General features: G+C 56.9%; 18 protein-coding genes and 5 tRNA genes. 12 read left to right on the top strand and 11 right to left on the bottom strand.

Annotated elements, in window-relative coordinates; all coding sequences use genetic code 11:
* Positions 1 to 2,465 (bottom strand): Ig-like domain-containing protein (locus Q1K07_RS01655; protein ID WP_300306818.1); only part of this gene is annotated, 2,465 nt, incomplete at its 3' end.
* 491 nt (positions 2,466 to 2,956) lie between these two features.
* On the opposite strand from Q1K07_RS01655, the gene Q1K07_RS01650 reads away from it, so the two are divergent.
* The gene (locus tag Q1K07_RS01650) at positions 2,957 to 3,352 is read left to right on the top strand and encodes a hypothetical protein (RefSeq protein WP_300306815.1); all 396 of its coding nucleotides are present in this window, start codon (positions 2,957 to 2,959) and stop codon (positions 3,350 to 3,352) included.
* A complete protein-coding gene (locus Q1K07_RS01645; RefSeq protein WP_300306813.1) occupies positions 3,349 to 4,386 on the top strand; it encodes a glycosyltransferase in 1,038 nt (345 codons plus the stop codon). Before Q1K07_RS01650 ends, Q1K07_RS01645 begins: the two co-directional genes overlap by 4 nt.
* A 244-nt stretch (positions 4,387 to 4,630) precedes the next feature.
* Here the strand turns inward: Q1K07_RS01645 and fnr are convergent, their stop codons facing one another.
* The 10 genes from fnr to ccoN all read right to left on the bottom strand — a co-directional run bounded on the left by fnr (position 4,631) and on the right by ccoN (position 14,284).
* Positions 4,631 to 5,371 carry a fumarate/nitrate reduction transcriptional regulator Fnr gene (gene fnr / locus Q1K07_RS01640; RefSeq protein WP_149283516.1) on the bottom strand — a complete coding sequence of 247 codons (741 nt, stop codon included), beginning with the start codon at positions 5,369 to 5,371 and terminating at the stop codon, positions 4,631 to 4,633.
* A gap of 219 nt (positions 5,372 to 5,590) precedes the next feature.
* On the bottom strand, positions 5,591 to 6,280 hold the full coding sequence (locus Q1K07_RS01635) for a sulfite exporter TauE/SafE family protein (protein ID WP_300306807.1): 690 nt from the start codon (positions 6,278 to 6,280) through the stop codon (positions 5,591 to 5,593).
* The gene (ccoS, locus tag Q1K07_RS01630; RefSeq protein ID WP_300306805.1) at positions 6,277 to 6,477 is read right to left on the bottom strand and encodes a cbb3-type cytochrome oxidase assembly protein CcoS; all 201 of its coding nucleotides are present in this window, start codon (positions 6,475 to 6,477) and stop codon (positions 6,277 to 6,279) included. The genes Q1K07_RS01635 and ccoS overlap by 4 nt, the downstream gene beginning before the upstream one ends.
* Positions 6,474 to 8,909, bottom strand: a complete 2,436-nt coding sequence (locus tag Q1K07_RS01625) for a heavy metal translocating P-type ATPase (RefSeq protein ID WP_300306803.1) — start codon at positions 8,907 to 8,909, stop codon at positions 6,474 to 6,476. Before Q1K07_RS01625 ends, ccoS begins: the two co-directional genes overlap by 4 nt.
* 7 nt (positions 8,910 to 8,916) lie before the next feature.
* Positions 8,917 to 9,444: a FixH family protein gene (locus tag Q1K07_RS01620; protein ID WP_300306801.1), complete on the bottom strand. Its 528-nt coding sequence runs from the start codon at positions 9,442 to 9,444 to the stop codon at positions 8,917 to 8,919.
* On the bottom strand, positions 9,444 to 10,784 hold the full coding sequence (gene ccoG / locus Q1K07_RS01615) for a cytochrome c oxidase accessory protein CcoG (RefSeq protein WP_300306851.1): 1,341 nt from the start codon (positions 10,782 to 10,784) through the stop codon (positions 9,444 to 9,446). The genes Q1K07_RS01620 and ccoG overlap by 1 nt, the downstream gene beginning before the upstream one ends.
* A gap of 150 nt (positions 10,785 to 10,934) precedes the next feature.
* Entirely contained in the window at positions 10,935 to 11,879 is a 945-nt protein-coding gene (gene ccoP / locus Q1K07_RS01610; RefSeq protein WP_300306798.1) for a cytochrome-c oxidase, cbb3-type subunit III, read from the bottom strand.
* The gene (locus Q1K07_RS01605; RefSeq protein WP_300306795.1) at positions 11,876 to 12,067 is read right to left on the bottom strand and encodes a cbb3-type cytochrome c oxidase subunit 3; all 192 of its coding nucleotides are present in this window, start codon (positions 12,065 to 12,067) and stop codon (positions 11,876 to 11,878) included. The genes ccoP and Q1K07_RS01605 overlap by 4 nt, the downstream gene beginning before the upstream one ends.
* Positions 12,068 to 12,082: 15 nt before the next feature.
* Complete coding sequence (gene ccoO / locus Q1K07_RS01600) at positions 12,083 to 12,706, bottom strand: cytochrome-c oxidase, cbb3-type subunit II (RefSeq protein WP_300306793.1); 624 nt, start codon at positions 12,704 to 12,706, stop codon at positions 12,083 to 12,085.
* 18 nt (positions 12,707 to 12,724) lie between these two features.
* Positions 12,725 to 14,284 (bottom strand): cytochrome-c oxidase, cbb3-type subunit I, encoded by a 1,560-nt coding sequence (gene ccoN / locus Q1K07_RS01595; RefSeq protein WP_300306791.1) that lies wholly within the window; start codon positions 14,282 to 14,284, stop codon positions 12,725 to 12,727.
* 125 nt (positions 14,285 to 14,409) lie between these two features.
* Between ccoN and Q1K07_RS01590 the strand changes: the two genes are divergently transcribed.
* The 10 genes from Q1K07_RS01590 (at position 14,410) to Q1K07_RS01545 (ending at position 23,489) form a co-directional block, all read left to right on the top strand.
* The gene (locus Q1K07_RS01590) at positions 14,410 to 15,165 is read left to right on the top strand and encodes an alpha/beta family hydrolase (RefSeq protein ID WP_300306790.1); all 756 of its coding nucleotides are present in this window, start codon (positions 14,410 to 14,412) and stop codon (positions 15,163 to 15,165) included.
* Positions 15,166 to 15,354: 189 nt separating this feature from the next.
* Positions 15,355 to 15,430 (top strand) — tRNA-Val (locus Q1K07_RS01585).
* A 55-nt stretch (positions 15,431 to 15,485) separates the two neighbouring features.
* A tRNA-Asp gene (locus tag Q1K07_RS01580) sits at positions 15,486 to 15,562 on the top strand.
* A 26-nt stretch (positions 15,563 to 15,588) separates the two neighbouring features.
* Positions 15,589 to 15,665: transfer RNA gene (locus Q1K07_RS01575), tRNA-Asp, on the top strand.
* 57 nt (positions 15,666 to 15,722) lie between these two features.
* Positions 15,723 to 15,799: transfer RNA gene (locus tag Q1K07_RS01570), tRNA-Val, on the top strand.
* Positions 15,800 to 15,802: 3 nt separating this feature from the next.
* Positions 15,803 to 15,879, top strand: a tRNA-Asp gene (locus Q1K07_RS01565).
* Positions 15,880 to 16,059: 180 nt separating this feature from the next.
* Entirely contained in the window at positions 16,060 to 18,096 is a 2,037-nt protein-coding gene (locus Q1K07_RS01560) for an NADPH-dependent 2,4-dienoyl-CoA reductase (RefSeq protein WP_300306788.1), read from the top strand.
* A 358-nt stretch (positions 18,097 to 18,454) separates the two neighbouring features.
* Positions 18,455 to 20,377 (top strand): PrkA family serine protein kinase, encoded by a 1,923-nt coding sequence (locus Q1K07_RS01555; protein WP_300306786.1) that lies wholly within the window; start codon positions 18,455 to 18,457, stop codon positions 20,375 to 20,377.
* A gap of 211 nt (positions 20,378 to 20,588) precedes the next feature.
* The gene (locus Q1K07_RS01550) at positions 20,589 to 21,875 is read left to right on the top strand and encodes a YeaH/YhbH family protein (protein WP_300306783.1); all 1,287 of its coding nucleotides are present in this window, start codon (positions 20,589 to 20,591) and stop codon (positions 21,873 to 21,875) included.
* A 48-nt stretch (positions 21,876 to 21,923) separates the two neighbouring features.
* Positions 21,924 to 23,489 carry a SpoVR family protein gene (locus Q1K07_RS01545; RefSeq protein WP_300306780.1) on the top strand — a complete coding sequence of 522 codons (1,566 nt, stop codon included), beginning with the start codon at positions 21,924 to 21,926 and terminating at the stop codon, positions 23,487 to 23,489.
* Positions 23,490 to 23,498 lie beyond the last annotated feature (9 nt).

The following is a 23,498-nucleotide window of genomic DNA, read 5'->3' as shown; positions in this document are numbered from 1 at the left end:
TCGGTGCCATCCTGGAAGATGGTGATGGTCGCGTCGGCAGCGGCGGTGCCGGTGAGGGTCGGCAGGGTGTCGTCAGTGCTGTCACCGCTAGCCAAGTCAGCCACCACGTCGCCGACATCATCAGTCACCGAGCCAATTTCCGGCGGCATGACAACAGAGGTATCCACCGTAGCGGTGACGGGATCGCTGGTGTTGCCGGCCGGGTCAGTGACGGTAGCGCTGATTTCGGTGCCATTATCCAGCGGAGTTTCTGGGGTCACGCTCCAGTTGCCGTCGGGATCGACCTCGGCGGTCAGGTCCGGGGTGCCGTCGCCATCAGTATCGACGTTGACCGTAGATCCCGGTTCCGCAGTACCGGTGATTTCCGTGCCATCGGTCGGATCGACAACCGGGGCATCCGGCGCAGTGGTGTCGACCGTCAGCTCGAAGGCGGCACTCGGATCGGAGGTGTTGCCGTCGACGGTTGCGGTGGCGGTGAAGCTGTAGTCGCCTTCGGCCAGTTCGGCATCCGGGGTGAAGCTCCAGTTGCCATCGGCATCAGCGGTTGCTGTGCCAATCTCGGTGCCATCCTGGAAGATGGTCACGGTGCTGTCGGCAGGTGCCGTGCCGTTGAGGACCGGCAAGGTGTCATCGGTGCTGTCGCCGCTGGACAGCGAATCCGTGATGGCACCCACATCGTCGTCAGCCGTGATGATCACGGGTGCCATCACGATCGAGGTGTCGACGGTTACTGTGGCCGGATCACTGGTGTTGCCCGCCGGGTCAGTGGCGGTGGCACTGATTTCGGTGCCGTTATCCAGCGGAGCATCTGGAGTGACGGACCAGTTGCCTGCATCATCCACTGGTGCAGTGTAGTCGGGGTTACCATCGCCATCGGTATCGACGCCGACGGTGGACCCCGGCTCGGCAGTACCATTGATCACGCTACCATCGGTTGGGTTGATGACCGGGGCATCCGGAGCCGTGGCATCGATGGTGGAAGTGGTGGGCTCGCTGGTGTTGCCAGCCGGATCGGTCGCGGTAACGGTAACTTCGGAGCCATCGGCAAGGGGCTCATCTGGAGTGACCGACCAGTTGCCATCATCATCAGTTGTGGCGGTGTAATCAGGGTTACCATCACCATCGGTATCGACTTCGATGGTGGTACCTGGCTCAGCGGTACCGCTGATGGTTTCTCCATTGGTCGGATCGACAACCGGAGCATCCGGAGCCGTGGCGTCGACGGTGGAGGTGGTGGGTTCGCTGGTGTTGCCAGCCGGATCGGTCGCGGTAACGGTAACTTCGGAGCCATCGGCAAGGGGCTCATCTGGAGTGACCGACCAGTTGCCGTCATCATCAGTTGTGGCGGTGTAATCGGGGTTACCATCACCATCGGTATCGACTTCGATGGTGCTGCCTGGCTCAGCGGTACCGCTGATGGTTTCTCCATTGGTCGGATCGACGACCGGAGCATCCGGTGCAGTGCCATCAACCGTGGTGGTAGTGGGGTCGCTGGTGTTACCGGCCGGATCGGTTGCGGTAACAGTGATCTCGGAGCCATCATCAAGCGGCTCATCTGGAGTGATTGACCAGTTGCCGTCATCATCGGTCGTCGTGGTGTAATCGGGGTTGCCGTCACCATCGGTATCGACTTCGATGGTGCTGCCTGGCTCGGCGGTGCCGCTGATGGTGCTGCCGTTGGTCGGGTTAACGACAGGGGCGTCCGGAGCAATGCCGTCAACGGTGGTGGTAGTGGGATCACTGGTGTTGCCGGAAGGATCGGTCGCGGTAACGGTGATCTCGGAGCCATCATCAAGCGGCTCATCTGGAGTGATCGACCAGTTGCCGTCATCGTCGGTCGTCGTGGTGTAATCGGGGTTGCCGTCACCATCGGTATCGACTTCGATGGTGCTGCCTGGCTCGGCAGTACCGCTGATGGTGCTGCCATTGGTCGGGTTGACGACAGGGGCGTCCGGAGCGGTGGTGTCCGGGTTCGGAGAGGTGGGGCCATCATCATCTCCGCCGCCGCCACCACCACCACCACCGCCACCGGTGGCGGCGGCTACAAGGGCCAGCAGTCCGGCTGCGCCTCCCACTGCCCAGGGATTGATGCCATCCTCGGCGCCGCCCGCGGCTACCATGGCGAAGTCAGCCGTTTCTCCAGTAGGAATGAATTCGGCAAAGACGACACCGTCAGAGCCTGCGGGGCCAAGGTTTGCCCACACGATGGCGCCTTCGTCATCGACGAGATACAACTCGCTGGGGCCTGTGCCCGGGTCTACATAGAAGTCAGTCAGGGTGATGACCTGGCCGTCATTGGTGACGATGATCAGGTCATCGCCTTCGCGAGAGAAGGATTGAATATCATTTGGGTCCAGGTGCAGCAGCACCTTGGATGGTTCTTCCAAAACGAGGTTGTCGCCCTCCAGAACCCATGAGGGTACATCGCTGAAGCTTCCACCTAATTCCGTTGTTTTGATATCCATTGTGGTGTTCCCTTGCACGTGAAGTGATAGCCCTGCGAGGCCATTTTCAAAGAGGCATCCGAAGTACTCTTACATGGCACAGTACGAAATTTCTAATGCTTTTATGTGTCACTATTAATTCCGTCTGTTAGCTGATGTCTCCAAAGAAGTAATGTAGTAGACCAAATGCCTCATATTGCAAGCTCAAAAAGCCGGTGTTACACCTGTAACGATGCCGAGGACTGGAATGGACTGTCCGCTGCCAGCTATCAGCAGCACTGGTGATGCTGGTTTCGGAGAGTAAAGAAGTGGTGGAATTATTTTGTTAATGCTTTGTTATTAAATGAAAATATGGGTGGGTGATTTGTTCTGCAAGAAGGACTGCATTCGTTGATGTTTCGATAGGACCGATCGAATACCTTTGAGGGAACGTCTGACCTCTCGTCGGTCTCTTGTGGGTTTCTGCTGATAATTATTGGCATCCTTCATTTGCCACTGGGGGACGGGGTACAGTGACGGCAGGCGAGGTCAGGGCTTCGCTCTATGTGAATGAAGAGCATGTGAATGAAGAGCATGCGGATGAAGAGAAAAAGTTTCCCTGCGCTGAGGCCTCGTCGATGATATTGAATGGCACACATCTTGAGCATTTCGTTATCGGTATGGGTATCCAGGTGTGCTTGTGGCCATTTTTTGGACGTTGGGCGGCAGGTGCCATCAGTGTGGCTGTTTTTCTGGGCCGGGAAATCGCACAGCATGAATACAAGGGTGGTGGTGGCAATGCGGTGAGTTGGTACTACGGGCTGGTATATCACTGGAGCCTGGACTCGGCACTGGATGTGCTGTCTCCCTTGCTGGCCTGCCTTTTGCTTGCATGGCTGGGAGGTGCAGTGTTGAGGCGCCGGGCATGAACAGGAGACGGGCTCACTGGCTGGTACTCAGTGATGGAGCCAGGCCTACGGAAGACATCTATTTCCTTGCTTCTGTTGCCCCATGGTTGCAGGAACGTGGCGCTCGTATCACGCGTCTGGATACACGAAAATGGCGTCATCCGCTCTGGTGCTGGCCATGGTTGCGAGGATTGATGCGCGGTGCCCATGTCATCGTTTGCCGTGGCCTGGCGCTACCTTGGTGTGAAGTTCTGGAGAGTGAGCGTTCTCTCCTGGCCGGGGTGTATTACGTGATTGACGATGATCTGTCTGCTGCAGCACAGGATCATTCGCTGCCGGATGGGTATCGTCAGCGTATGGCTGACAAGGTGGAAGAGCAGAAGCGGCTGCTACCATTGGCTGATGAGGTAATTGCATGCAGTGACCAGCTTGCCAGGACCTTCGTCGACCGGCATCGCCATGTCAGCATTCTGACGCCCGGGCTGATTGCGGTTCCTCCAAGCCTTGAACATTTCAGGGCGGCTGAATGGCGAGTGGGATTTCATGGGACTCGTGCTCATCTGCAGGATCTCGAGCATATTGTCCCGGCGTTGGCATCGATCCATGAAGCATGCCATCACGTCCAGTTCGAGTTGATGCTTGGGCGCTTTGCTCCACCTGAGGTGGCCAGTCTTAAGCGGGTGAGTACGCCGTCCTCTCTCCCCTGGAAAAACTTCCTGGACTATCAATGCAAGCACCGCATCCATATCGGTCTCGCACCGCTGTGGCCTACCGCGTTCAATGCCGGGAAGTCCTATATCAAATTCCTGGATATTACGTTGATGGGTGGCGTTGGTATCTACAGCCAACGCTCTCCATACAAGGATCTGGTCAGTGATGAGATTGATGGGCTGCTGGCGGAAGACCACTCTGATCACTGGCAAGAGTGCATGAGGCGCCTGCTGGCATTTCCTCAGGATGCTCGGCGAATGGCTCTGGCGGCGGCAGATAAGGCCCAAGCAGAGTGCAGCCCTGAGCTGGGGCGCGAATTTTGGCTGAAGCGTCAGGCATCCTGATGGATATATAAATAGCTATCCATGACATGCTTGATCATGATTGGTCTGGTCAGGAGAAAGAGCTAGAAGTAGTGGAATAAAGGATGACTGTGTGGCTCATGGGATACTTGGCAATAATAGGTGGTAGAGGCATGGCTTCAATATGAAACGAAAAGGCGCCCATGTGGTTATTGGTTGCCTTTTTGTTTGTTCATCATGAAGTGGCTGGAGTATCCGCCATATATTGGTGGTTGTTTTTCGAGACTCAGTTCGTTTCAGTGTCGGCGAGTCTCGTCAGGTCGTTGATGTTGAGGATATGCACTTCACGACCGGAAACTGCGACCAGGTCCTGCTGCTGGAAGCGTCCTAGGATGCGACTAATGGTTTCGACCGCAAGGCCCAGGTGATTGCCGATATCCGCGCGGGACATGGACAAGCGGAAGCTGAAGGGCGAATACCCGCGCCGCCTGAAGCGATCGGATAGCCCGAGGAAAAAGCAGGCCAGTCGCTGGTCGGCAGTCTTGCGCGAGAGTAGCTGCATCATGCGTCGGTCCTGGTGCAGCTCCTTGCTGATGGTTCTCAGCAACTGAGAGCGGAGCTCGGGCAGCGTCTGGGACAGAGTATCGAGACGGTCGAATGGAATCTCGCATACCGTGGTCATTTCCAGAGCCACGACACTGCCGGTATACAAGCCATCGCTGATACCGTCGAGCCCGATGATCTCGCTGGGCAGGAAAAAGTTGGTCAGTTGAGCTTCACCGCTACCCTCGGTGATGGTTTGCTTCAGGCTTCCAGAGCGTACGGCATATATGCTGGTGAAGGGGTCTCCTTGTTCGATCAGGCGAGTACCTTTCTTGATCGGTGGATGACGGCGAATTATGGAGTCGAAGCGTTCCAGGTCGTTCGTGTCGAGTGACAACGGCAGACAGAGCGAGCTCAGTCGGCAGGAGTCACAGCGAGTTTCTTGCAGCAGGGAACGCCGTCGGTCTTGGGCCGAGGAAGACATTCACAGCTCCTGTGGATAATCAGTTGCGAACGAAAATGTAAAAAGTGCCAATGGAATCATTATTCCAGCTTGGCACAGAACTGGCGTCATTTTACACACTTGAAATGTATAGCGGATATGCATACCTCTTCTGGAGAGGGGGAGATACACCCTATTTTTTCTGAAATTTTATGCAAATGCGCTGATTTTTCTGAATTTCGTTCTGAGGCAATATATGTATTATAGATGCATAGTAGCTCTTGATATTTGCCATATGGCAAAGGAGACAATCAGGGCTGCGGCGGTCCAGCGGGTACTGTTCAGCGCGAGCAGGTGTTGTAATTGACGCGCAGCAAGGCCGTTGAGCAGCAATGCCGGCAGGGTACCCAAGCCGAAAGCTGTCAATAGTACTGCCCCCTCCATGGCGTCGGCACTGGACAGGCTCCATGTCAGCATGGAGTAGACCAGGCCACAAGGTAACCAGCCCCATATGGCACCCAGCACCACAGCCTGAGGAATGTGCACCACTGGCAGTAACTTGCGTCCAGCGGGTTCAATATGCCGCCAAAGGTGTCGCCCAAGCCTTTCGACATGGCGTAACCCCTTCCAGAAGTTGGCAATGTACAGTGCCATCAGCAGCATCATCAGGGCTGAAAGCAACTGCATTGCAGTGTGCATGCCTGGTGCGAGTGTCACCACGGAGCCCAGTGTTGCGGCTGACGCTCCGGCAATTGCATAGCTGGTGATACGTCCCAGGTTGTAACCCAGTACCAGGCCGACAAGCCGGGCTGGCTGGCGCATGCTGGGCGGGATATTGAAGGTCAGAACACTCATGATTCCACCACACATGCCAATGCAGTGGGCGCTGCCCAGCAGGCCAAAGACAAAGGCTGCGGCAAGGGCTGGTAGTTCCAGTCCAGTCGGGTTCATTGGGTATCTTTCTCGTGAGGGGCGCTCTGGCCGTTCTGTTTTGGGCCGGGTGGAGGGTCGTCATCGTCGAACAGAATACGATAGGCAGGCCCTTCCAGATCCTCGAACTGGTCATTCCTGACCGCCCAGAAGAAAGCCCAGATCGCCAGGCCGAGCAGGATCAGTGATAAAGGGATCAAGAGAAACAGGATGCTCATGCTGGCTGCCTGCGGCTGGGGCGGAGGCGGAGCGCATTGCCTACCACCAGTAGTGAACTGAGCGACATGCCCAGTGCGGCCATCCATGGCGATACGAACCCAAGGGAGGCCAGGGGAATCGCGACCAGATTGTAGACCAGCGCCCAGGCGAGATTCTGGCGAATGATTCGCTGCGTGGCACGTGCGACGTCGACGGATTCCACGATGGCGTGTAAATGCTCTCCCAGTAGCACCATGTCGGCTCGGGTGCGGGCCAGGTCACTGGAGCCGGGCATGGCGATGGCCAGGTTGGCTCCTGCCAGCACCGGTGTGTCATTGATGCCATCGCCGACCATGGCCACGACTTCCCCAGCGTGCTGACGTCGCTGAAGGTGGGCGAGCTTGTCTTCAGGGCTGGTTGCTCCCCGCCACCGGGTGATGCCGAGCGCGGAAGCCATGGCGGAGACATTGCTTTCGCTGTCTCCTGACAGGATTTCTATTTTCAGGCCATGTTCCTTCAGTGACTGAAGGGTAATGGCGGCATCCTCTCTCGGAGAATCATCGACCTGGAACCATGCCATGGGGACTGTATCCCGGGTCAGCAGTAACCAGCAACCGTGGCCCGGAGGCGGGGGAGGAGAATAACCATCGACGGCGAACCTTGCCTGACCCAGGCGCCAGGTTGCGTTGTCATGGGGGAGTTGCAGATGTCCGCTGAGCCCTTGACCTGGGGTGTTGATGATACCAGTAGCTCGAATGGCATGACGTTGGCAGGACAAAAAGGCGTGGGCAATGGGGTGCTCTGAAGATGATTCCAATGTGCCAGCCACTGCCAGCAGAAAGGTTTCATCGTATTCCCGGGAGAGAATGTGTGAGGCCGCCAAGCGTATTTTTCCCTGGGTCAGGGTTCCTGTCTTGTCGAAGATGATGCGGTCGAGCCTGGCCAGGGTTTCCAGCGCATCGGCCCGAGTGATCAATACCCCTGAGCGGCGCAATCGCCCATGGGCGACGGTCAGGGCAGTTGGCGTGGCCAATGCCAGAGCACAAGGGCAGGACACTACCAGTACGGAAAGTGTTACCCACAGGCTGCGAGATGGATCGATCCACCACCAGGCCAGTGCCACGCAGATGCAGAGCAGCAATAAGCGTGTCACGAAACGGTGAGCAATGCGCTCAGCCAGACGTGCGATGTGCGGACGCTGACTGAAGGCGCGATCTGTCAGGTCCAGGATGCTGGCAGCGCGTGTACTCTGGCCGACTTGCGTGACCTCTATTTCCACAGGGCTGTCCAGGACCATACTGCCGGCATTGACGGTATCGCCCAGAGTCCGTGTATTCGGCAAGGCCTCACCACTGAGCATGGATTCATCGAGGCTGGCCAGGCCATCGCGGATGATGCCATCGGCGGGAATCTGCTCTCCTGGTCGCACGCGTACCCTGTCACCGGGCAACAGCTCGCTGGATGGCACCATGCGCTCGTTGCCGCCTGCATCGACTTGCACGGCAGCAGCAGGAATCAGCGAACTCATCGCGTTTCCTGCCTTTCCGTAATGTGTTCGTGCACGGGCCTCGATGTAACGTCCGGCGAGCAGAAAGAAGGTGAACATGCTGACCGAGTCGAAATACATCTCGCCACTCTGGCTGAACACGGCCCATACGCTGGCCAGGTAGGCGCCTGCGATGGCAAGTGATACGGGAACGTCCATCCCCAGGGTGCGGCTACGCAGATCACGCAGAGCACCGAAGAAGAAGGGTTGAGCGGAAAACATGACGACGGGGGTGGTCAGAATCAGTGCCAGCCAAGCAAAAAGACGTTCAAGGTCGGCGCTCAGATCTCCTGATGTGGCGTCCCAGCCCGAGACATAGTGAGGAATCGAGAACATCAGCACCTGCATCATGCCGATGGCGGCGACGATCAAGCGTCGCACCATCTTGCGAGACTCCTGGTGCAGACGAACCCTGGCACGGTCAGGTTCATAGGGTTGGGCGGGATAACCGATGGCGGCCATCTCGGCGAGCAGGCGCGATAGCGAGAGAAGCTCTGGTCGCCAGCATATTCTGACCCGGTGCTGGGCAAGGTTGACGGCACTCTCGGTCACGCCATCGAGGGCATTGAGGCGGTGCTCGATCAGCCAGGCGCAGGCGGCGCAGGTAATGCCATCCACTGCCAAGGTGACGACGTGGCAATCTTCCTGTTGCTTGATGAAGCGGCCTTGCAACCCGGGATCATCGAAGACTTGCCAGCGTTGCTGGTCTACGACAGAAGCAGGAGGGCGTTCGGGGAGGGCGCTGCGAAAGCGGTAATAGCTATCGAGACCGGCGTTGACGATAGCTTGGGCGACGGCTTCACACCCCGGGCAGCATAGAAGATGTTGCTGGCCATCCAGCTCGATGGACCAGCTTCCGGTCTGGGGAACGGCTGATCCGCAGTGATAGCACGACGTGGATGACATTGCTGTCCTAAAGCCCAGGTGTCAGGTGAATGGCCTCGGTGCTCGGAAACTGAGCCACACCATTGAGACGCCATGCCGCGTCCTTGCCGGGAACTGGTTGTAATTGCACATACCAGCGGTAGTGCAGTGGCTTTTCCAGGTGGGTGACATAGTGGCCATTACGGATGTGCTGCAGGGTCAGCTCCTGATCGAGGTCGTTATCCGTGGGAAAGCGCAGAGCGAGGTCCAGGTTCTCGGGATAACCACCCGTGCCATTGAAGTTGCCATCCAGGCGAACAGTGATATCGCCGCTCACACTATCCATGCGCAATTCAGCGCTCAGGCCCAGCGCCTTGGCGTGCCGCTGTTTTTCCAGCTGTGCATTGATGGCAAGACCGTCCTTGTAATAATCCTGGCCGACGGAGCCATCGAAGTAACGGATGGAAAAGGCGAGATAGGTCAGGCTGAACATGATTGAGGATGCCAGCAGGCCGATCATGAACCAGGGCCAGAACTGTTTGTACCAGGGTGTCAGAGTGACATCTTCGGGGCTCATCAGGGGGTAGCTCCTATGAAACGACTTTCCTGTTCCACCGTGATCGAAGGCATGTCCTGTACATGCACACTCAGGCGAATATCCGTGCTGGGAGTCGTGAGGCGAGCAGGGTCAAGGCTCAAGGTCAGTACGCGTTGGCGGGACTCTCCTGCTGGCACGAGGATGCTGTCGCTGTCTATCTGTAGACCTTCGATACCGGACGCTTCGATAACATAGCGATGATCGCGGTTGTCGAGGTTGCGCACGGTAAGCGCATAGGCATTGGCGATGCGCCCATCACTCAGTGTCTGATAAAGGCTGCCTCGATCACGTTTGAGGTCGATATCCAGTGGCGTGCGTGAGGCAAGGTGGTAAAGAAAGACACCTAGCATCACCAGCAAGAGCGCCAGGTAGCCCAGCAGACGAGGGCGCAGCAGGCGAGAAGGTTGCCCATGCAGCGCATTCTCCGTGGTGTAGCGCACAAGCCCTCTGGGTTGGCCCAGCTTGTCCATTACACTGTCGCAGGCGTCAATGCAGGCAGCACAATCGATGCATTGATATTGCAAGCCATCGCGAATATCTATCCCGGTGGGGCAGACCTGTACACACAATTCGCAGTCGATACAGGAACCAGGCTTCGTCTCATGGGAATGGGCCTTGTGCTTGCCCCGTGGCTCCCCGCGACGCTGGTCGTAGGAGACGGTCAGCGTATCGCGGTCGAACATCACTGCCTGGAAGCGCGCATAGGGACACATGTACAGGCACACCTGCTCGCGTAGCCAGCCGGCGTTGACATAGGTGAACAGCACAAAAAAGCCTACCCAGAACCAGGTCCAGCCATTGACGTCAAATTGAACCAGAGAAGGGATCAACTCGGCCATGGGGGTGAAATAGCCAACGATGGTGATGCCTGTGATCAGGGAGATCAGTAGCCACAGGAAGTGCTTGGAGGCCTTGCGCCATAGCTTGTCGAGATTCCAGCAGGATTTGTCACGCTTGATACGACGGTGACGGCTACCTTCGACACGATGTTCTACCCAGATAAACAGGAAGGTCCAGACACTCTGGGGGCAACTGTAGCCACACCAGGCCCGGCCGGCAAATACCGTGATGAAGAACAGGCCGAAGGCGCAAATGATCAGTAGCCACGACAGCAACATGAATTCCTGAGGGTAGAAGGTCACCGAGAAGATGTGGAAGGCTCGTCCTGGCAGGTCGAACCATACCGCCGGGCGCCCTTCCCAGGGAACCCAGGGAAGCAGCAGAAAGCCCAGCATCAGTATCCAGTTGGTTATTCTGCGCAGACGCTGGAAGCGTCCGGCAATTTCACGCACATAGATATGCTGGCGACGCTCGTACAGGCTGTGACTTGCTGCTGACTCTGGCTGGCCCAGGACCTCGTCGAGCTGCTGGGCTGGGATAAAGCGTTCGATGCTGGATTCGCTCATGCCTGTCTCCCGGCGGTTGTCTGGCAAAGCCCACGGCAACATGGGCTCATGATCTGGTTTGCCCTAGTGTGCCTGCTGTCCTTCATGGCGACTCAGACCATAGACATAGGCAGCGACCAGATGAACACGCTGTTCGCCGATATAGGCTGCCTGGGCTGGCATATGGCCCTTGCGTCCCTCGTTCAGGGTCTGGCGAACTGAGTCCGCAATACTCTGACCAGGAGCACGATACAGCCATATATCGTCGCTCAGGTTCGGTGCACCAAGGGCCTGGTTGCCAGTGGCATCCGGGCCATGGCAACCAATGCAGGTGGAGGCGTACAGGGTCTTGCCCTGCTGGGCCTTCTGTTCATCATTGGCGTTGCCGGATAGTGACAGCAGGTATTGGGTCAGGTTTTCGATATTGTCTTCGCCGAGCTGCTTCCATGGCGGCATCATGCCGCGACGTCCCTGGGTCAGAGTGGTGACGATCTGTTCTGGCTGGCCGCCATACAACCAGTCATCATCGGTCAGGTTGGGAAATCCATTGCCGCCCTTGGCATTGGATCCATGGCAGATGGCGCAGTTGTTGAGGAAGATGCGTTCGGCCACCTGCATGGCGTCAGGGTCATTGGCTAGCTCAGGAATCGGTATCTGTTGGTAGCGCTCAAAGATGGGTGCATACCGGGCTTCGGCATCAGCGACTTCCTGTTCCCACTGGTCTTCCTGGGTCCAGCCAAGCAAGCCCGTGAAGTTACCGAGCCCCGGGTACAGCACCAGGTAGGTCAAGGCAAAGATCACGGTGGCGATGTAGAGGAAGAACCACCAGCGTGGCAGCGGGTTGTCATATTCTTCGATGCCATCCGCACCGTGCCCGGTAGTACTGACCTGGCCGTCGGTCTTGGGCTGTGTATCGGTCTTGCGATTGGCCACCAGCAACCAGAAGGCGAAGGCAATGCTGCCGAGGGTGATGATGATGATCCAGCCACTCCAGAAGCCGGACAGAGCGTCACTCCAATACGCGGTCATAGCGCCTTGTCTCCCTTGTCTTGATGGTCTTCCGGACGCGGCTGAGCGGTCGGCTCGTCGTCAAAGGGAAGGCGGGCCGCTTCATCGAAGGACTGGCGGCGGCGCCCGGAGTAGGCCCATATCACCAGGCCAACGAATGCAATGAGCAGAATGGCAGTGATCACGCCACGAAACGTTCCGATATCCATGCTTGCCTCGCCGACTTACTTTTCTGAATTCACTGCGGTACGGGGAAGGACGGTACCGAGCTGCTGCAGATAGGCCACCAGAGCGGTGATTTCCGTTTTGCCGCGTACCGCATCTCCGGCCTTGGCAATCTGTTCGTCGCTGTAAGGCACACCGAGGCGTTGCAGGGTCCGCATCTTGGCGGCGGTATCCTTGCCGTCCAGCATGTTGTCGAACAGCCAGGGGTAGGCAGGCATGATGGACTCCGGAACCACATCCCGGGGGTTGTACATGTGGGCGCGGTGCCATTCGTCGCTGTAGCGACCTCCTACCCGCGCCAGATCGGGGCCCGTGCGTTTGGAGCCCCACAGGAAGTTGTGCTCCCAGACGGACTCCCCCGCCACGCTGTAATGGCCGTAGCGCTCGGTTTCGGCGCGGAATGGGCGGATCATCTGTGAGTGGCAGCCCACGCAGCCTTCGCGACGGTAGATGTCACGCCCTTCCAGCTCCAGAGCGGAGAGTGGCTTGAGGCCTTCAATGGGCGCGGTGGTCTGTTTCTGAAAGAACAGCGGAACAATCTCGGCCAGGCCGCCAAGGCTGATCACTGCCAGTACCAGCACGGCCAGCAGACCGACGTTCTTCTCGATGATTTCATGTCGCATGATGGTTTCCCCGTCGGCTCAAGCGGTCTGTGGCATCAGCCTGCGGCTGTCGGTGACAGGTCTGGCGGTCTTGTACACATTCACTGCCATGACCACCATTCCCACGACCCAGCACAAGCCCCCGAGCATGCGTACTGCATAGCCCGGCACACTGGCTTCGATAGTCTCGACGAAGGTATACATCAGGGTGCCGTCGGCATTGAAGGCACGCCACATCAGCCCTTGCAGAATGCCATTGACCCACATGGCGGCGATGTACAGCACCGTACCTACAGTGGCTAACCAGAAGTGCACCGACACCAACTTGACCGAGTACATCTCGGTGTGGCCGTAGAGGCGCGGAATCAGGTGGTAGAGGGAACCGATGGTGATCATGGCGACCCAACCCAGGGCACCGGAGTGTACGTGACCAATGGTCCAGTCGGTGTAGTGAGACAGTGCGTTGACGGTTTTCACTGCCATCATCGGGCCTTCGAAGGTCGACATGCCGTAGAAGGACAGTGCCACGACAAGGAAACGCAGTGTCGGGTCGGTGCGCAGCTTATGCCAGGCGCCAGAGAGGGTCATCATGCCGTTGATCATGCCGCCCCAGGACGGTGCAAGCAGAATGATCGACATCACCATGCCCAGTGACTGTGCCCAGGTGGGGAGGGCGGTGTAGTGCAGGTGATGAGGTCCGGCCCACATGTAGACCATGATCAGCGCCCAGAAATGGACGATTGACAGGCGGTAGGAGTAGACCGGTCGACCTGCCTGTTTGGGCACGAAGTAGTACATCATGCCGAGGAAGCCAGCGGTAAGGAAAAAACCTACGGCATTATGGCCATACCACCACTGCACCATGGCATCGACAGCACCGGCATATACGGAAATGGAGTAGGTGGAGGTGACAGGCAGGGCAGCACTATTGACGATGTGCAGCACGGCGACGGTGAGAATGAATGCGGCGAAGAACCAGTTGGCCACATAGATATGTGATGTCTTGCGAGCGCGTATGGTGCCGAGGAAAACGACGCCATAGGTGATCCAGACCACTGCCAGAAGGATGTCGATGGGCCATTCCAGCTCCGCGTATTCCTTGATCTCGGTGTAACCCAGCGGCAGGCTGACCAGTGCGCACAGGATCACTGCCTGATACCCCCAGAAAGTGAAGGCGGCAAGCCGGTCGCTGATCAGGCGAACTCGGCAGGTACGCTGGACCACGTAATAGGATGTGGCGAAGAGTGCGCAGCCGCCGAAAGCGAAGATCACCAGGTTGGTATGCAGCGGGCGCAGACGGCCGAAGCTGGTCCACGGCAGGTCAAGATTGAGCTGTGGCCAGACGAGTTGGGCAGCCAGGGTCAGGCCGACGCACATGCCGACGATGCCCCAAACCACTGTCATGATCGCGAACTGGCGAACCACTTTGTAGTTGTAGGTTGTGTTGTAGCTCGTATCGTAGCCTGAGCTGCAAGCCGGGTCGGAGGTTGGCTCGTAGGTTGCATTGCCTACAGAGCTATCGCTCGCTGATAGAGGTGAGTTGCCGTCACCAGTGCTGTTGGCCTCGCGCTGAGGCGGGTGTTCGATTGCTGAGCTCATGATCCTGGTTCCATTGAATGCAGGCTCCGCGAGCAGGGCGGATCAACTGTCTGGTAGTAAGTGTATCCCGTTTTCTTCGTTAATTGTATACACTTTGAATGTGTAATTGGTACAGGAGTGACCAGGTGCAAGACGAAAGTTGTACCAGGATTTCGTTGGCGGAACTGAGCGACCTGCGGCGTTCAAGTGCTTGCGGCAACTGGTGGTTGGAGGACCATGGCAAGGTATGGCTTCAGGGGACTGGAACCGCAGGTGCGCTGCTGTTGATGCACGGTGCGGGGGCAGGGCAGGCGTCAGATTTTCTTGTCGCGTGGCGCAATGCACTGGCGACACAAGGAGTACAGACTCTGGCCGTGGAGTTCTCGTACATGCAACGTATGCAGCAAGAAGGTCGTCGCCGGCCACCCCCCAAGGTGAGTGTGCTGGTGGAAGAATTGCGGCAGTGGCACGCCCTGTTGTCGCGGACAGAAGGGGAACCGCTCTGGTTGGGTGGCAAGTCCATGGGAGGGCGAGTGGCCAGTATGCTGTTGGCAGAGGATGACTTGGGTGAAGAAGTCCCTGGTCTCGTCCTTGCAGGTTACCCCTTTCATCCGGCTGGCAAGCCAGACAGGTTGCGTCTAGAACATTGGCCAGGATTGCATTGTCCGGTGCTGGTATTGCAAGGGAAGCGTGATCCCTTCGGCACGCAGGCAGAAGTGGAAGGATATGGCCTGACGGGATTGGCGCCTCGGTCTCTAGTGCATTGGCTTGAGGATGGTGATCACGACTGGGTGGCCAGGCGCTCGAGCGGTGCCACCCAGGAGGGCTTGATCGAAGAGGCTGCCAAGGTGACTGCGGAATTCATGCTGGGCCATAAATTATGCTCAGATGACTCGCCTTGAGGCTTGAAGTGATATTTTTTGTCGATGTGCTCGTAGAGGGGTGCCTGTGTTCTTTAGCCCGTGGTTACTGGCTTTTTCGTCCAAGTGGATGAAAGCTGGATGAAAAATAGCCAGTGAAGTGATCAGTAATTGAAAAAAACGCGTTGACATCATTCCGGGGTTCTGTAGAATGCAGCGCCACGTGACCAGGGGTGGTTAGCTCAGTTGGGAGAGCACCAGCCTTACAAGCTGGGGGTCACAGGTTCGAACCCTGTACCACCCACCATCACGCAAGTGATGCCCGGAAACGTAAGAGTTGTAATAGTGTTGTGATGTCATGCGGACCGGTAGTTCAGTTGGTTAGAATGCCGGCCTGTCACGCCGGAGGTCGCGGGTTCGAGTCCCGTCCGGTCCGCCATCATCGCTCTCGCTATATCATCAAGTGGACCGGTAGTTCAGTTGGTTAGAATGCCGGCCTGTCACGCCGGAGGTCGCGGGTTCGAGCCCCGTCCGGTCCGCCATGATGATCCCACGTAACAGGGCCAAAGTTACATAGCAGCATATCAAGTGTGATACATGGGTGATTAGCTCAGTTGGTTAGAGCACCAGCCTCACATGCTGGGGGTCACTGGTTCGAATCCGGTATCACCCACCATGCGGACCGGTAGTTCAGTTGGTTAGAATGCCGGCCTGTCACGCCGGAGGTCGCGGGTTCGAGCCCCGTCCGGTCCGCCACACACGCTGCAAGATTTCCGACCCGATGCTTTCATGCATCGGGTTTTTTGCGTGTGCGTTATACGTATGCAGGGTGGCAAGGCGTTGATGACTATCATACAGTTGTTTGAATCTGGTTGGCGCCATCATGGGTTGAGTTGATCATCCTTGAGTGAGCGTTACCGAGTTCAATGACAACTCATGAGTTCGTTCGAGGGCCTTGCCGTGGCAGCTTATCCTCATTTGTTCCAGCCGATCATGCTGGGTCATCTGCAATTACCCAATCGTGTGCTGATGGGATCAATGCACACCAATCTGGAAGAAATGTCTGGTGGTTTCGAACGCCTGGCCGCCTTCTATGTCGAGCGTGTCCGGCATGGGGTCGGATTGATGGTGACAGGAGGTATTTCCCCCAATGCCGAAGGTGTTCTGGTGGAGGGGGCTTCGGTGCTCGATAGCGATGAGCAGCTCGTCAGTCATCGGCAACTGACTGGCAGTGTGCACCGTGAGGGAGGGCGTCTGCTGCTGCAGATTCTGCATGCCGGCCGTTATAGTTACTCACCACAATCGGTGGCACCCTCCCCGATTCAGGCGCCAATCAATCCGTTCATGCCTCGAGAGTTGAGTGATGCTGACGTCGAGAAGCAGATCGCAGACTATGTTCGATGTGCCACCTTGGCCCAGAAGGCGGGGTATGACGGGATTGAAGTGATGGGCTCGGAAGGGTACCTGATCAACCAGTTCATCTGTCGCAGGACCAACCAGCGTGGTGATCGCTGGGGTGGCAGCTTCGACAATCGTATTCGCTTCCCGGTAGAGATCGTGCGCCGCATTCGAGAAGCGGTTGGGCATGAATTTGTCGTGGTCTTTCGCTTGTCGATGATTGACCTGGTGGAGGAAGGGAGTACTGCCGAGGAGGTCATTGCGCTGGGCCTGGCGGTGGAAGCCGCGGGGGCCGATGCCATCAACACGGGCATCGGATGGCATGAAGCACGGGTGCCGACCATCGTGACCAGTGTACCTCGGGCTGCCTTCACTGAAGTCTCTCACCGGGTTCGTGATGCTGTATCCATTCCGCTGATTACGACGAACCGCATCAATATGCCGGAAGTTGCCGAGAGAGTGCTTGCCGATGGGCATGCGGACATGGTGTCCATGGCTCGACCGCTGCTGGCTGATGCTGCCTGGTTGGGCAAGGCGAGACAGGGGTTGAGTCATGAAATCAATACTTGCATTGCCTGCAATCAGGCCTGCCTTGATCACACTTTTCAAGGCAAGCTGACTTCCTGCCTGGTCAACCCAAGAGCCTGCCATGAAACGGAAATCGTGCTGGAGCCTGCTGAGTCTCCGGTGAATGTTGCCGTTGTCGGTGGTGGCCCTGCTGGGCTTGCTGTCGCAGTGACAGCAGCAGAGCGTGGTCATCATGTGACGCTGTTTGAGCGCCAGAATGAGTTGGGTGGACAGTTCAATTTTGCGCGCAAGATTCCGGGCAAGGAGGAATTCAACGAAACCTTGCGCTACTTCCGCGTCATGCTGGGTAAGACAGGTGTTGATGTTCGGCTGGGCTGTGATGCGAATATCGAGATGCTTAGTGGGTTTGATCGAGTTGTGCTGGCGACCGGGGTGCGGCCGCGCCAGCTTGAATTGCCCGGGGCGGATCACCCTAGCGTGTTGAGCTATGCCGAAGCCATTACGGCACCTGAGAAAGTAGGAAAAAGGGTGGCAATCATCGGTGCAGGAGGAATCGGCTTCGACGTGGCTGAACTCTTGACCCACACTGAATCAGGTGAAGATCCCGTGGCGCAGTGGTGCGATGAGTGGGGCGTTGACCTATCGGTCAGAGAACCCGGTGGACTCAAGCCGCCTCGGCGGCCGGACACGCCGCGCCAAGTGTTTCTGTTGCAGCGCAAGACTTCCAAACCGGGTAAAGGGCTGGGCACGTCCACTGGCTGGGTGCATAGAGCCTCTTTGCGCCATCGCGGCGTTGAAGCCTTGGCTGGCTGTGAATACCTGCATGTCGATGATCAAGGCCTGCATCTGCGGGTGGCCGGAGAACCGCGCATATTGGCAGTCGATAGCGTTGTGGTATGTGCCGGACAGGAGTCCGTGCGTGATCTGATTGCGCCTCTGGAAAGCGCCGGTGTCAGGGTGGATATCATTGGTGGGGCGGATAAGGCAGCAGAACTGGATGCCAAGCGAGCCATCGATCAAGGGGTGCGGCTTGCCGCTGAAATGTAGGCTGGTCGCAGGCAGGCGCAAGAGAGGTGTCTGCTCCCGGATACGCTGGTAGGGAGTCACGCTTTTGCATTACCGTACATGTTGGGGCGTTGGACAGATTCGGGCAGGCAGCGGAGAAGCTTTGTTCAGGTGTGTTTTTTCCTTCAGAACAGAGGGTTTTCTGATCAGGAGTGAAACACTCCGCCTTGGTTGGGTTCTTATAGGTAAGGGATGGGTAGCAAGTAGCGACGAAGGAGAAAAGGGAACTCAGCGTTGAATCACGTTTGGCTAATACTGTTCTACGCTGACAAGTAGCCCCGGTGAAAGTTCGTCAAGGAAGGATTGCTGTAGCCGGGAGTCGGGCAAACAGGAGGCTTCGATGAGTATCTTTGACCACGTGCAGAACCGTTACGCTCGTATTCAGCAGGAAGAGATGTCCTTGCAGGAGTACCTTGAGCTCTGCCGTCAGGATCCGTCCGCCTATGCCAGCGCGGCGGAGCGCATGCTGGAGGCCATCGGTGAGCCCGAGGTAATCGACACGGCCAAAGATTCACGGCTGGCACGGATCTTTTCCAACAAGGTCATTCGTCGGTACCCGGCGTTCAGCGAATTCCATGGCATGGAGGAGGCGATCGAGCAGATTGTTTCCTATTTCCGTCATGCGGCTCAGGGGTTGGAGGAAAAGAAACAGATTCTGTATTTGCTGGGGCCGGTGGGTGGAGGCAAGTCGTCCTTGGCCGAGCGCCTCAAGTTGCTGATGGAACATGTACCTTTCTATGCCATCAAGGGGTCCCCTGTGCATGAGTCTCCCCTTGGGCTGTTCTCGCCAGAGGAGGATGGCGAGCTGCTGGAGAAGGAATATGGCATTCCGCAGCGTTATCTGCGCAGTGTGATGTCGCCTTGGGCGGCCAAGCGCCTGCGTGAAGCCGGGGGAGATATTTCCGAGTTCCGGGTGGTGCGCCTGTATCCATCGCGCCTCAACCAGATCGCCATTTCCAAGACCGAGCCTGGTGACGAGAACAACCAGGACATCTCTTCCCTGGTGGGCAAGGTCGATATTCGCCAGCTTGAGATGTACTCCCAGGACGACCCGGATGCTTACAGCTTTTCCGGCGGCCTATGTCGAGCCAATCAGGGCTTGATGGAGTTCGTCGAGATGTTCAAGGCGCCGATCAAGGTGCTGCATCCGCTGCTGACTGCAACCCAGGAAGGCAACTACAACCCCACTGAAGGCATGGGCGCGATTCCTTTTGATGGCATCGTGCTGGCGCACTCCAATGAGAGCGAGTGGCAGACATTCCGCAACAACCGGAACAACGAGGCGTTCCTCGATCGGGTCTATATCGTCAAGGTGCCTTACTGCCTGCGGGTCAGTGAGGAAATCAAGATCTACCAGAAACTGCTTGAGCATTCTTCCCTCAACCAGGCGCCTTGTGCTCCGGATACCTTGCGTATGCTGGCGCAGTTCACTGTGCTTTCGCGACTCAAGGAGCCCGAGAATTCCAGTGTCTATTCCAAGATGAGGATCTACGACGGCGAAAACCTCAAGGATACCGATCCCAAGGCCAAGTCGATCCAGGAATATCGTGACAGTGCCGGTGTCGATGAAGGCATGAATGGCCTGTCCACGCGTTTTGCCTTCAAGATCCTGTCCAAGGTATTCAATTTCGACAATGTCGAAGTAGCTGCCAACCCGGTGCATCTACTCTACGTGCTCGAACAACGTCTGGAGCAGGAGCAGTTGCCCAAGGAAGTGTTCGAGCGCTACCTGCGCTACATCAAGGAATATCTGGCGCCGCGCTACGTGGATTTCATCGGCAAGGAGATTCAGACCGCTTACCTGGAGTCCTACTCCGAGTATGGACAGAACATATTCGATCGCTATGTGACCTATGCCGATTTCTGGATTCAGGATCAGGAGTACCGGGATCCCGAGACTGGCGAGTTGTTTGATCGTCAATCCTTGAATGAAGAGCTGGAGAAGATCGAAAAGCCTGCAGGTATCTCCAATCCCAAGGATTTCCGTCACGAAGTCGTCAACTTCGTGCTTCGGGCGCGTGCTCAGAATAATGGCATGAACCCGGGGTGGCAGTCCTACGAGAAGCTGCGTGGTGTCATCGAACACAAGATGTTTGCCAATACCGAGGAGTTGTTGCCGGTCATTTCGTTCAATGCCAAGGCATCTTCCGCCGATATCAAGAAACACGAAGACTTTGTGGCGCGGATGGTGGATCGTGGGTACACCGAGAAGCAGGTACGACTGCTGTCCGAGTGGTATCTGCGGGTGCGCAAGTCGCAATAGCGACGCTGTGAGTGAGCGAGGAGGCTGCTGACAAACGTTACGAGCGATGATCAGGCAAGGAGAAATCGGCCGAGAGGGTGTAGTTTACAAGGGCTGAGTGAGCATCTTGAGGCAGATTTCAACGCAGAATGATCGAACGCAGTAGTGTGTCGGCAGTCTCCGGGTGGCAGCACCGCCCTGCAGATCAAGTACACTGCGCACAGGAGGTCGAATGACCTACTTCATCGATCGTCGGGCTAATGCCAAGAACAAGAGTGCGGTGAACCGCCAGCGGTTTCTTGACCGCTACCGCACTCATATCAAGCGTTCCGTCGAAGAGGCGGTCAATCGCCGCTCCATCACCGACATGGAGCGTGGTGAGAAAGTATCGATTCCCACCCGAGATATTTCCGAACCGGTCTTCCAGCATGGATCGGGAGGGCAGCGTTCGATCGTTGCTCCGGGCAACCGTGAATTTCAGGAAGGTGACAAGCTGCGCCGCCCGGGGGGCGGAGGCGGTGGTGGAGGGGGTAGCGGAGAAGGTGGCGCTTCCAATCAGGGAGAAGGCATGGATGAGTTTGCCTTTACCCTGACGAGAGAAGAGTTCCTCGAGTTTGTTTTCGATGGTCTTGAGCTGCCACACCTGGAGCGCAAGCCTTTGGTAGATCTCGAGGAAGTGCGGCCTGTGCGTGCGGGAGTATCCCGTGATGGGGTGCCTGCGCGTATCAACATTGTCCGTTCCATGCGTGAGGCGCATGCCCGGCGTATAGCGATGCGTGCCCCCATCCGGCGTGCCTTGCGCGAAGCTCAGGAGGCCTTGTCCGAGGAGGAGCGCAAGGATCCGGTGTTGCGTAATCCGGCTCGTATCCAGGAGCTCAAGGATGAGATCGAGCATCTGCAGAAACGCCTGGAGTCAGTGCCTTTCATTGATACTTATGACCTGCGCTACAACCATCTGGTCAATCAGCCCCAGCCATCCAGCAAGGCTGTCATGTTTTGTGTCATGGATGTATCCGGATCCATGACACAGGCTCACAAGGACATCGCCAAGCGTTTCTTCCTTCTGTTGTACCTGTTTCTGGAACGCAGCTACGAGCGGGTCGAACTGGTTTTCGTGCGCCATCACACGGCTGCCAAAGAGGTCGATGAAGAAGAATTCTTCTATTCACGTGAGACGGGGGGCACCATCGTATCCAGCGCCCTGACGTTGGTTGACGAGATCATTGCCAAACGCTACCCGCCTGCGCAGTGGAACCTCTATGTGGCCCAGGCGTCGGATGGTGATAACTGGGACGATGATTCGGTCAACTGTCGTGAGCTGCTGATGGGTTCGCTGATGGCGCGTCTACAGTACTTCACCTACGTGGAGATTACCCCTCATGCCCACCAGGCGCTGTGGGAAGAATATGAGCGGGTTGAAGCAGCCTACCCAGAGCGTTTCGCCATGCGCCAGATCATTGAGCCAGGCGATATCTATCCGGTGTTCAGGGAACTGTTCAAGCGCCGTGCCGAGAGCTGATGTGCTTGTTGCCAAGGATGAGGTTCGGGATCACAGGAGAATAGCCCCATGAGCAAGGTCGCCAAACGTCGTGCCAAGCCCATTGCTACGGGCTCTGACTGGAGCTTCGATGTTCTTTCTGAATATGAAGCCGAGATTGCTCGTCTTGCCGATGAATATCGACTCGACACCTATCCCAATCAGATCGAGGTCATCACCACTGAGCAGATGATGGATGCCTATGCCAGTGTTGGTATGCCGGTCGGTTATCATCACTGGTCATTCGGCAAGCAGTTTCTTGCTGTGGAGCAGGCATACAGGCGAGGTCAGATGGGGTTGGCCTATGAGCTGGTGATCAACTCGGACCCTTGTATTGCTTATCTGATGGAAGAAAACACCCTGATGATGCAGGTCCTGGTCATGGCGCATGCATGTTATGGCCATAATTCCTTCTTCAAGGGGAACTATCTGTTTCGTACTTGGACGGATGCCTCATCGATTGTCGATTATCTGGTGTTTGCTCGGAAGTATCTGAGTCAGTGTGAGGAGCGTCATGGTGTGCAGGCGGTGGAGCAACTATTGGATGCCTGTCATGCACTACAGAATTATGGGGTTGATCGCTACAAGCGACCATCTCCGATATCGCCGGAGGAAGAGGCGCGCCGCCAGGAAGAACGAGAGGCCTATCTGCAGACTCAGGTCAATACATTATGGCGCACGATTCCTGGCCCGGAGTTGGGGGGAGCTGCAGCACCCGATGTTTCTGATGATGATCCTCTCGGTCTGCATGATGGTCGGCGCTATCCGCCCGAACCTCAGGAAAACCTGCTTTATTTCATTGAAAAGAATGCACCTCTGCTGGCGCCATGGCAGCGGGAGGTGGTGCGTATCGTCCGCAAGTTGGCACAATACTTCTATCCGCAGCGCCAGACCCAGGTAATGAATGAGGGCTGGGCGACCTTCTGGCACTACACATTGATGAACCGTCTTTACGAAGATGGAGCAGTGGATGAAGGGCTGATGCTGGAGTTTTTGCAGTCCCATACAGCCGTTGTCAGTCAGCCTTCTTTCGAGAGTCCTTACTTCAATGGCATCAACCCTTACACGCTGGGTTTTGCCATTTACTCGGATCTGCGTCGTATCTGCGAGACTCCCAGTGATGAGGACCGGGAGTGGTTTCCTGACATTGCAGGAAGTGATTGGCGCGAGACGTTGAACTTTGCCATGCGAAATTTCAAGGACGAGTCTTTCATCCAGCAGTTCCTGTCACCCAAGGTGATTCGCGATCTCAAGCTGTTCCAGGTCATTGATGACGATCAAGAGGAAATGCTGGAGGTGTCCGCAATTCATAATGAGCGCGGTTATCGTCGGATTCGCGATGGGCTCTCTGCCCAATATGCCCTGTCAGTGAGGGAGCCCAATATCCAGGTCTATGAGGCTGATATTCGCGGTGATCGCTCTCTGACGCTGCGGCATGTTCAGGATCACCGTCGTCCTTTGGCACGCAGTGTCTACCCTGTGATGCGTCACCTTCACCAGCTGTGGGGATTTCCGGTGCGGCTTGAGTCCATGGAAGGTAACGAGGTGGTACGCAGTTATCACTGGCCACTGCGAGATGCAGACGAGGGCCAGTGACGAGAAGGT

The organism is Halomonas sp. (assembly GCF_029263665.1).
In the GTDB taxonomy this organism is placed as follows: Bacteria; Pseudomonadota; Gammaproteobacteria; order Pseudomonadales; family Halomonadaceae; genus Halomonas.
The sequence above is the reverse complement of the archived record's forward strand: the minus strand, read 5'-3'. Positions and strand labels throughout refer to the sequence as shown.

Excerpts from the sequence above, each read along its gene's own strand:
- Q1K07_RS01620 (WP_300306801.1), bottom strand. The coding sequence starts at position 9,444 with ATGAGCCCCGAAGATGTCACTCTGACACCCTGGTACAAACAGTTCTGG.
- ccoP (WP_300306798.1), bottom strand. The coding sequence starts at position 11,879 with ATGACCGCGTATTGGAGTGACGCTCTGTCCGGCTTCTGGAGTGGCTGG.
- Q1K07_RS01545 (WP_300306780.1), top strand. The coding sequence starts at position 21,924 with ATGAGCAAGGTCGCCAAACGTCGTGCCAAGCCCATTGCTACGGGCTCT.
- ccoO (WP_300306793.1), bottom strand. The coding sequence starts at position 12,706 with ATGCGACATGAAATCATCGAGAAGAACGTCGGTCTGCTGGCCGTGCTG.
- fnr (WP_149283516.1), bottom strand. The coding sequence starts at position 5,371 with ATGTCTTCCTCGGCCCAAGACCGACGGCGTTCCCTGCTGCAAGAAACT.
- Q1K07_RS01605 (WP_300306795.1), bottom strand. The coding sequence starts at position 12,067 with ATGGATATCGGAACGTTTCGTGGCGTGATCACTGCCATTCTGCTCATT.
- Q1K07_RS01550 (WP_300306783.1), top strand. The coding sequence starts at position 20,589 with ATGACCTACTTCATCGATCGTCGGGCTAATGCCAAGAACAAGAGTGCG.
- Q1K07_RS01560 (WP_300306788.1), top strand. The coding sequence starts at position 16,060 with ATGAGTTCGTTCGAGGGCCTTGCCGTGGCAGCTTATCCTCATTTGTTC.
- Q1K07_RS01645 (WP_300306813.1), top strand. The coding sequence starts at position 3,349 with ATGAACAGGAGACGGGCTCACTGGCTGGTACTCAGTGATGGAGCCAGG.
- Q1K07_RS01635 (WP_300306807.1), bottom strand. The coding sequence starts at position 6,280 with ATGAACCCGACTGGACTGGAACTACCAGCCCTTGCCGCAGCCTTTGTC.
- ccoN (WP_300306791.1), bottom strand. The coding sequence starts at position 14,284 with ATGAGCTCAGCAATCGAACACCCGCCTCAGCGCGAGGCCAACAGCACT.
- Q1K07_RS01555 (WP_300306786.1), top strand. The coding sequence starts at position 18,455 with ATGAGTATCTTTGACCACGTGCAGAACCGTTACGCTCGTATTCAGCAG.
- Q1K07_RS01625 (WP_300306803.1), bottom strand. The coding sequence starts at position 8,909 with ATGTCATCCACGTCGTGCTATCACTGCGGATCAGCCGTTCCCCAGACC.
- ccoS (WP_300306805.1), bottom strand. The coding sequence starts at position 6,477 with ATGAGCATCCTGTTTCTCTTGATCCCTTTATCACTGATCCTGCTCGGC.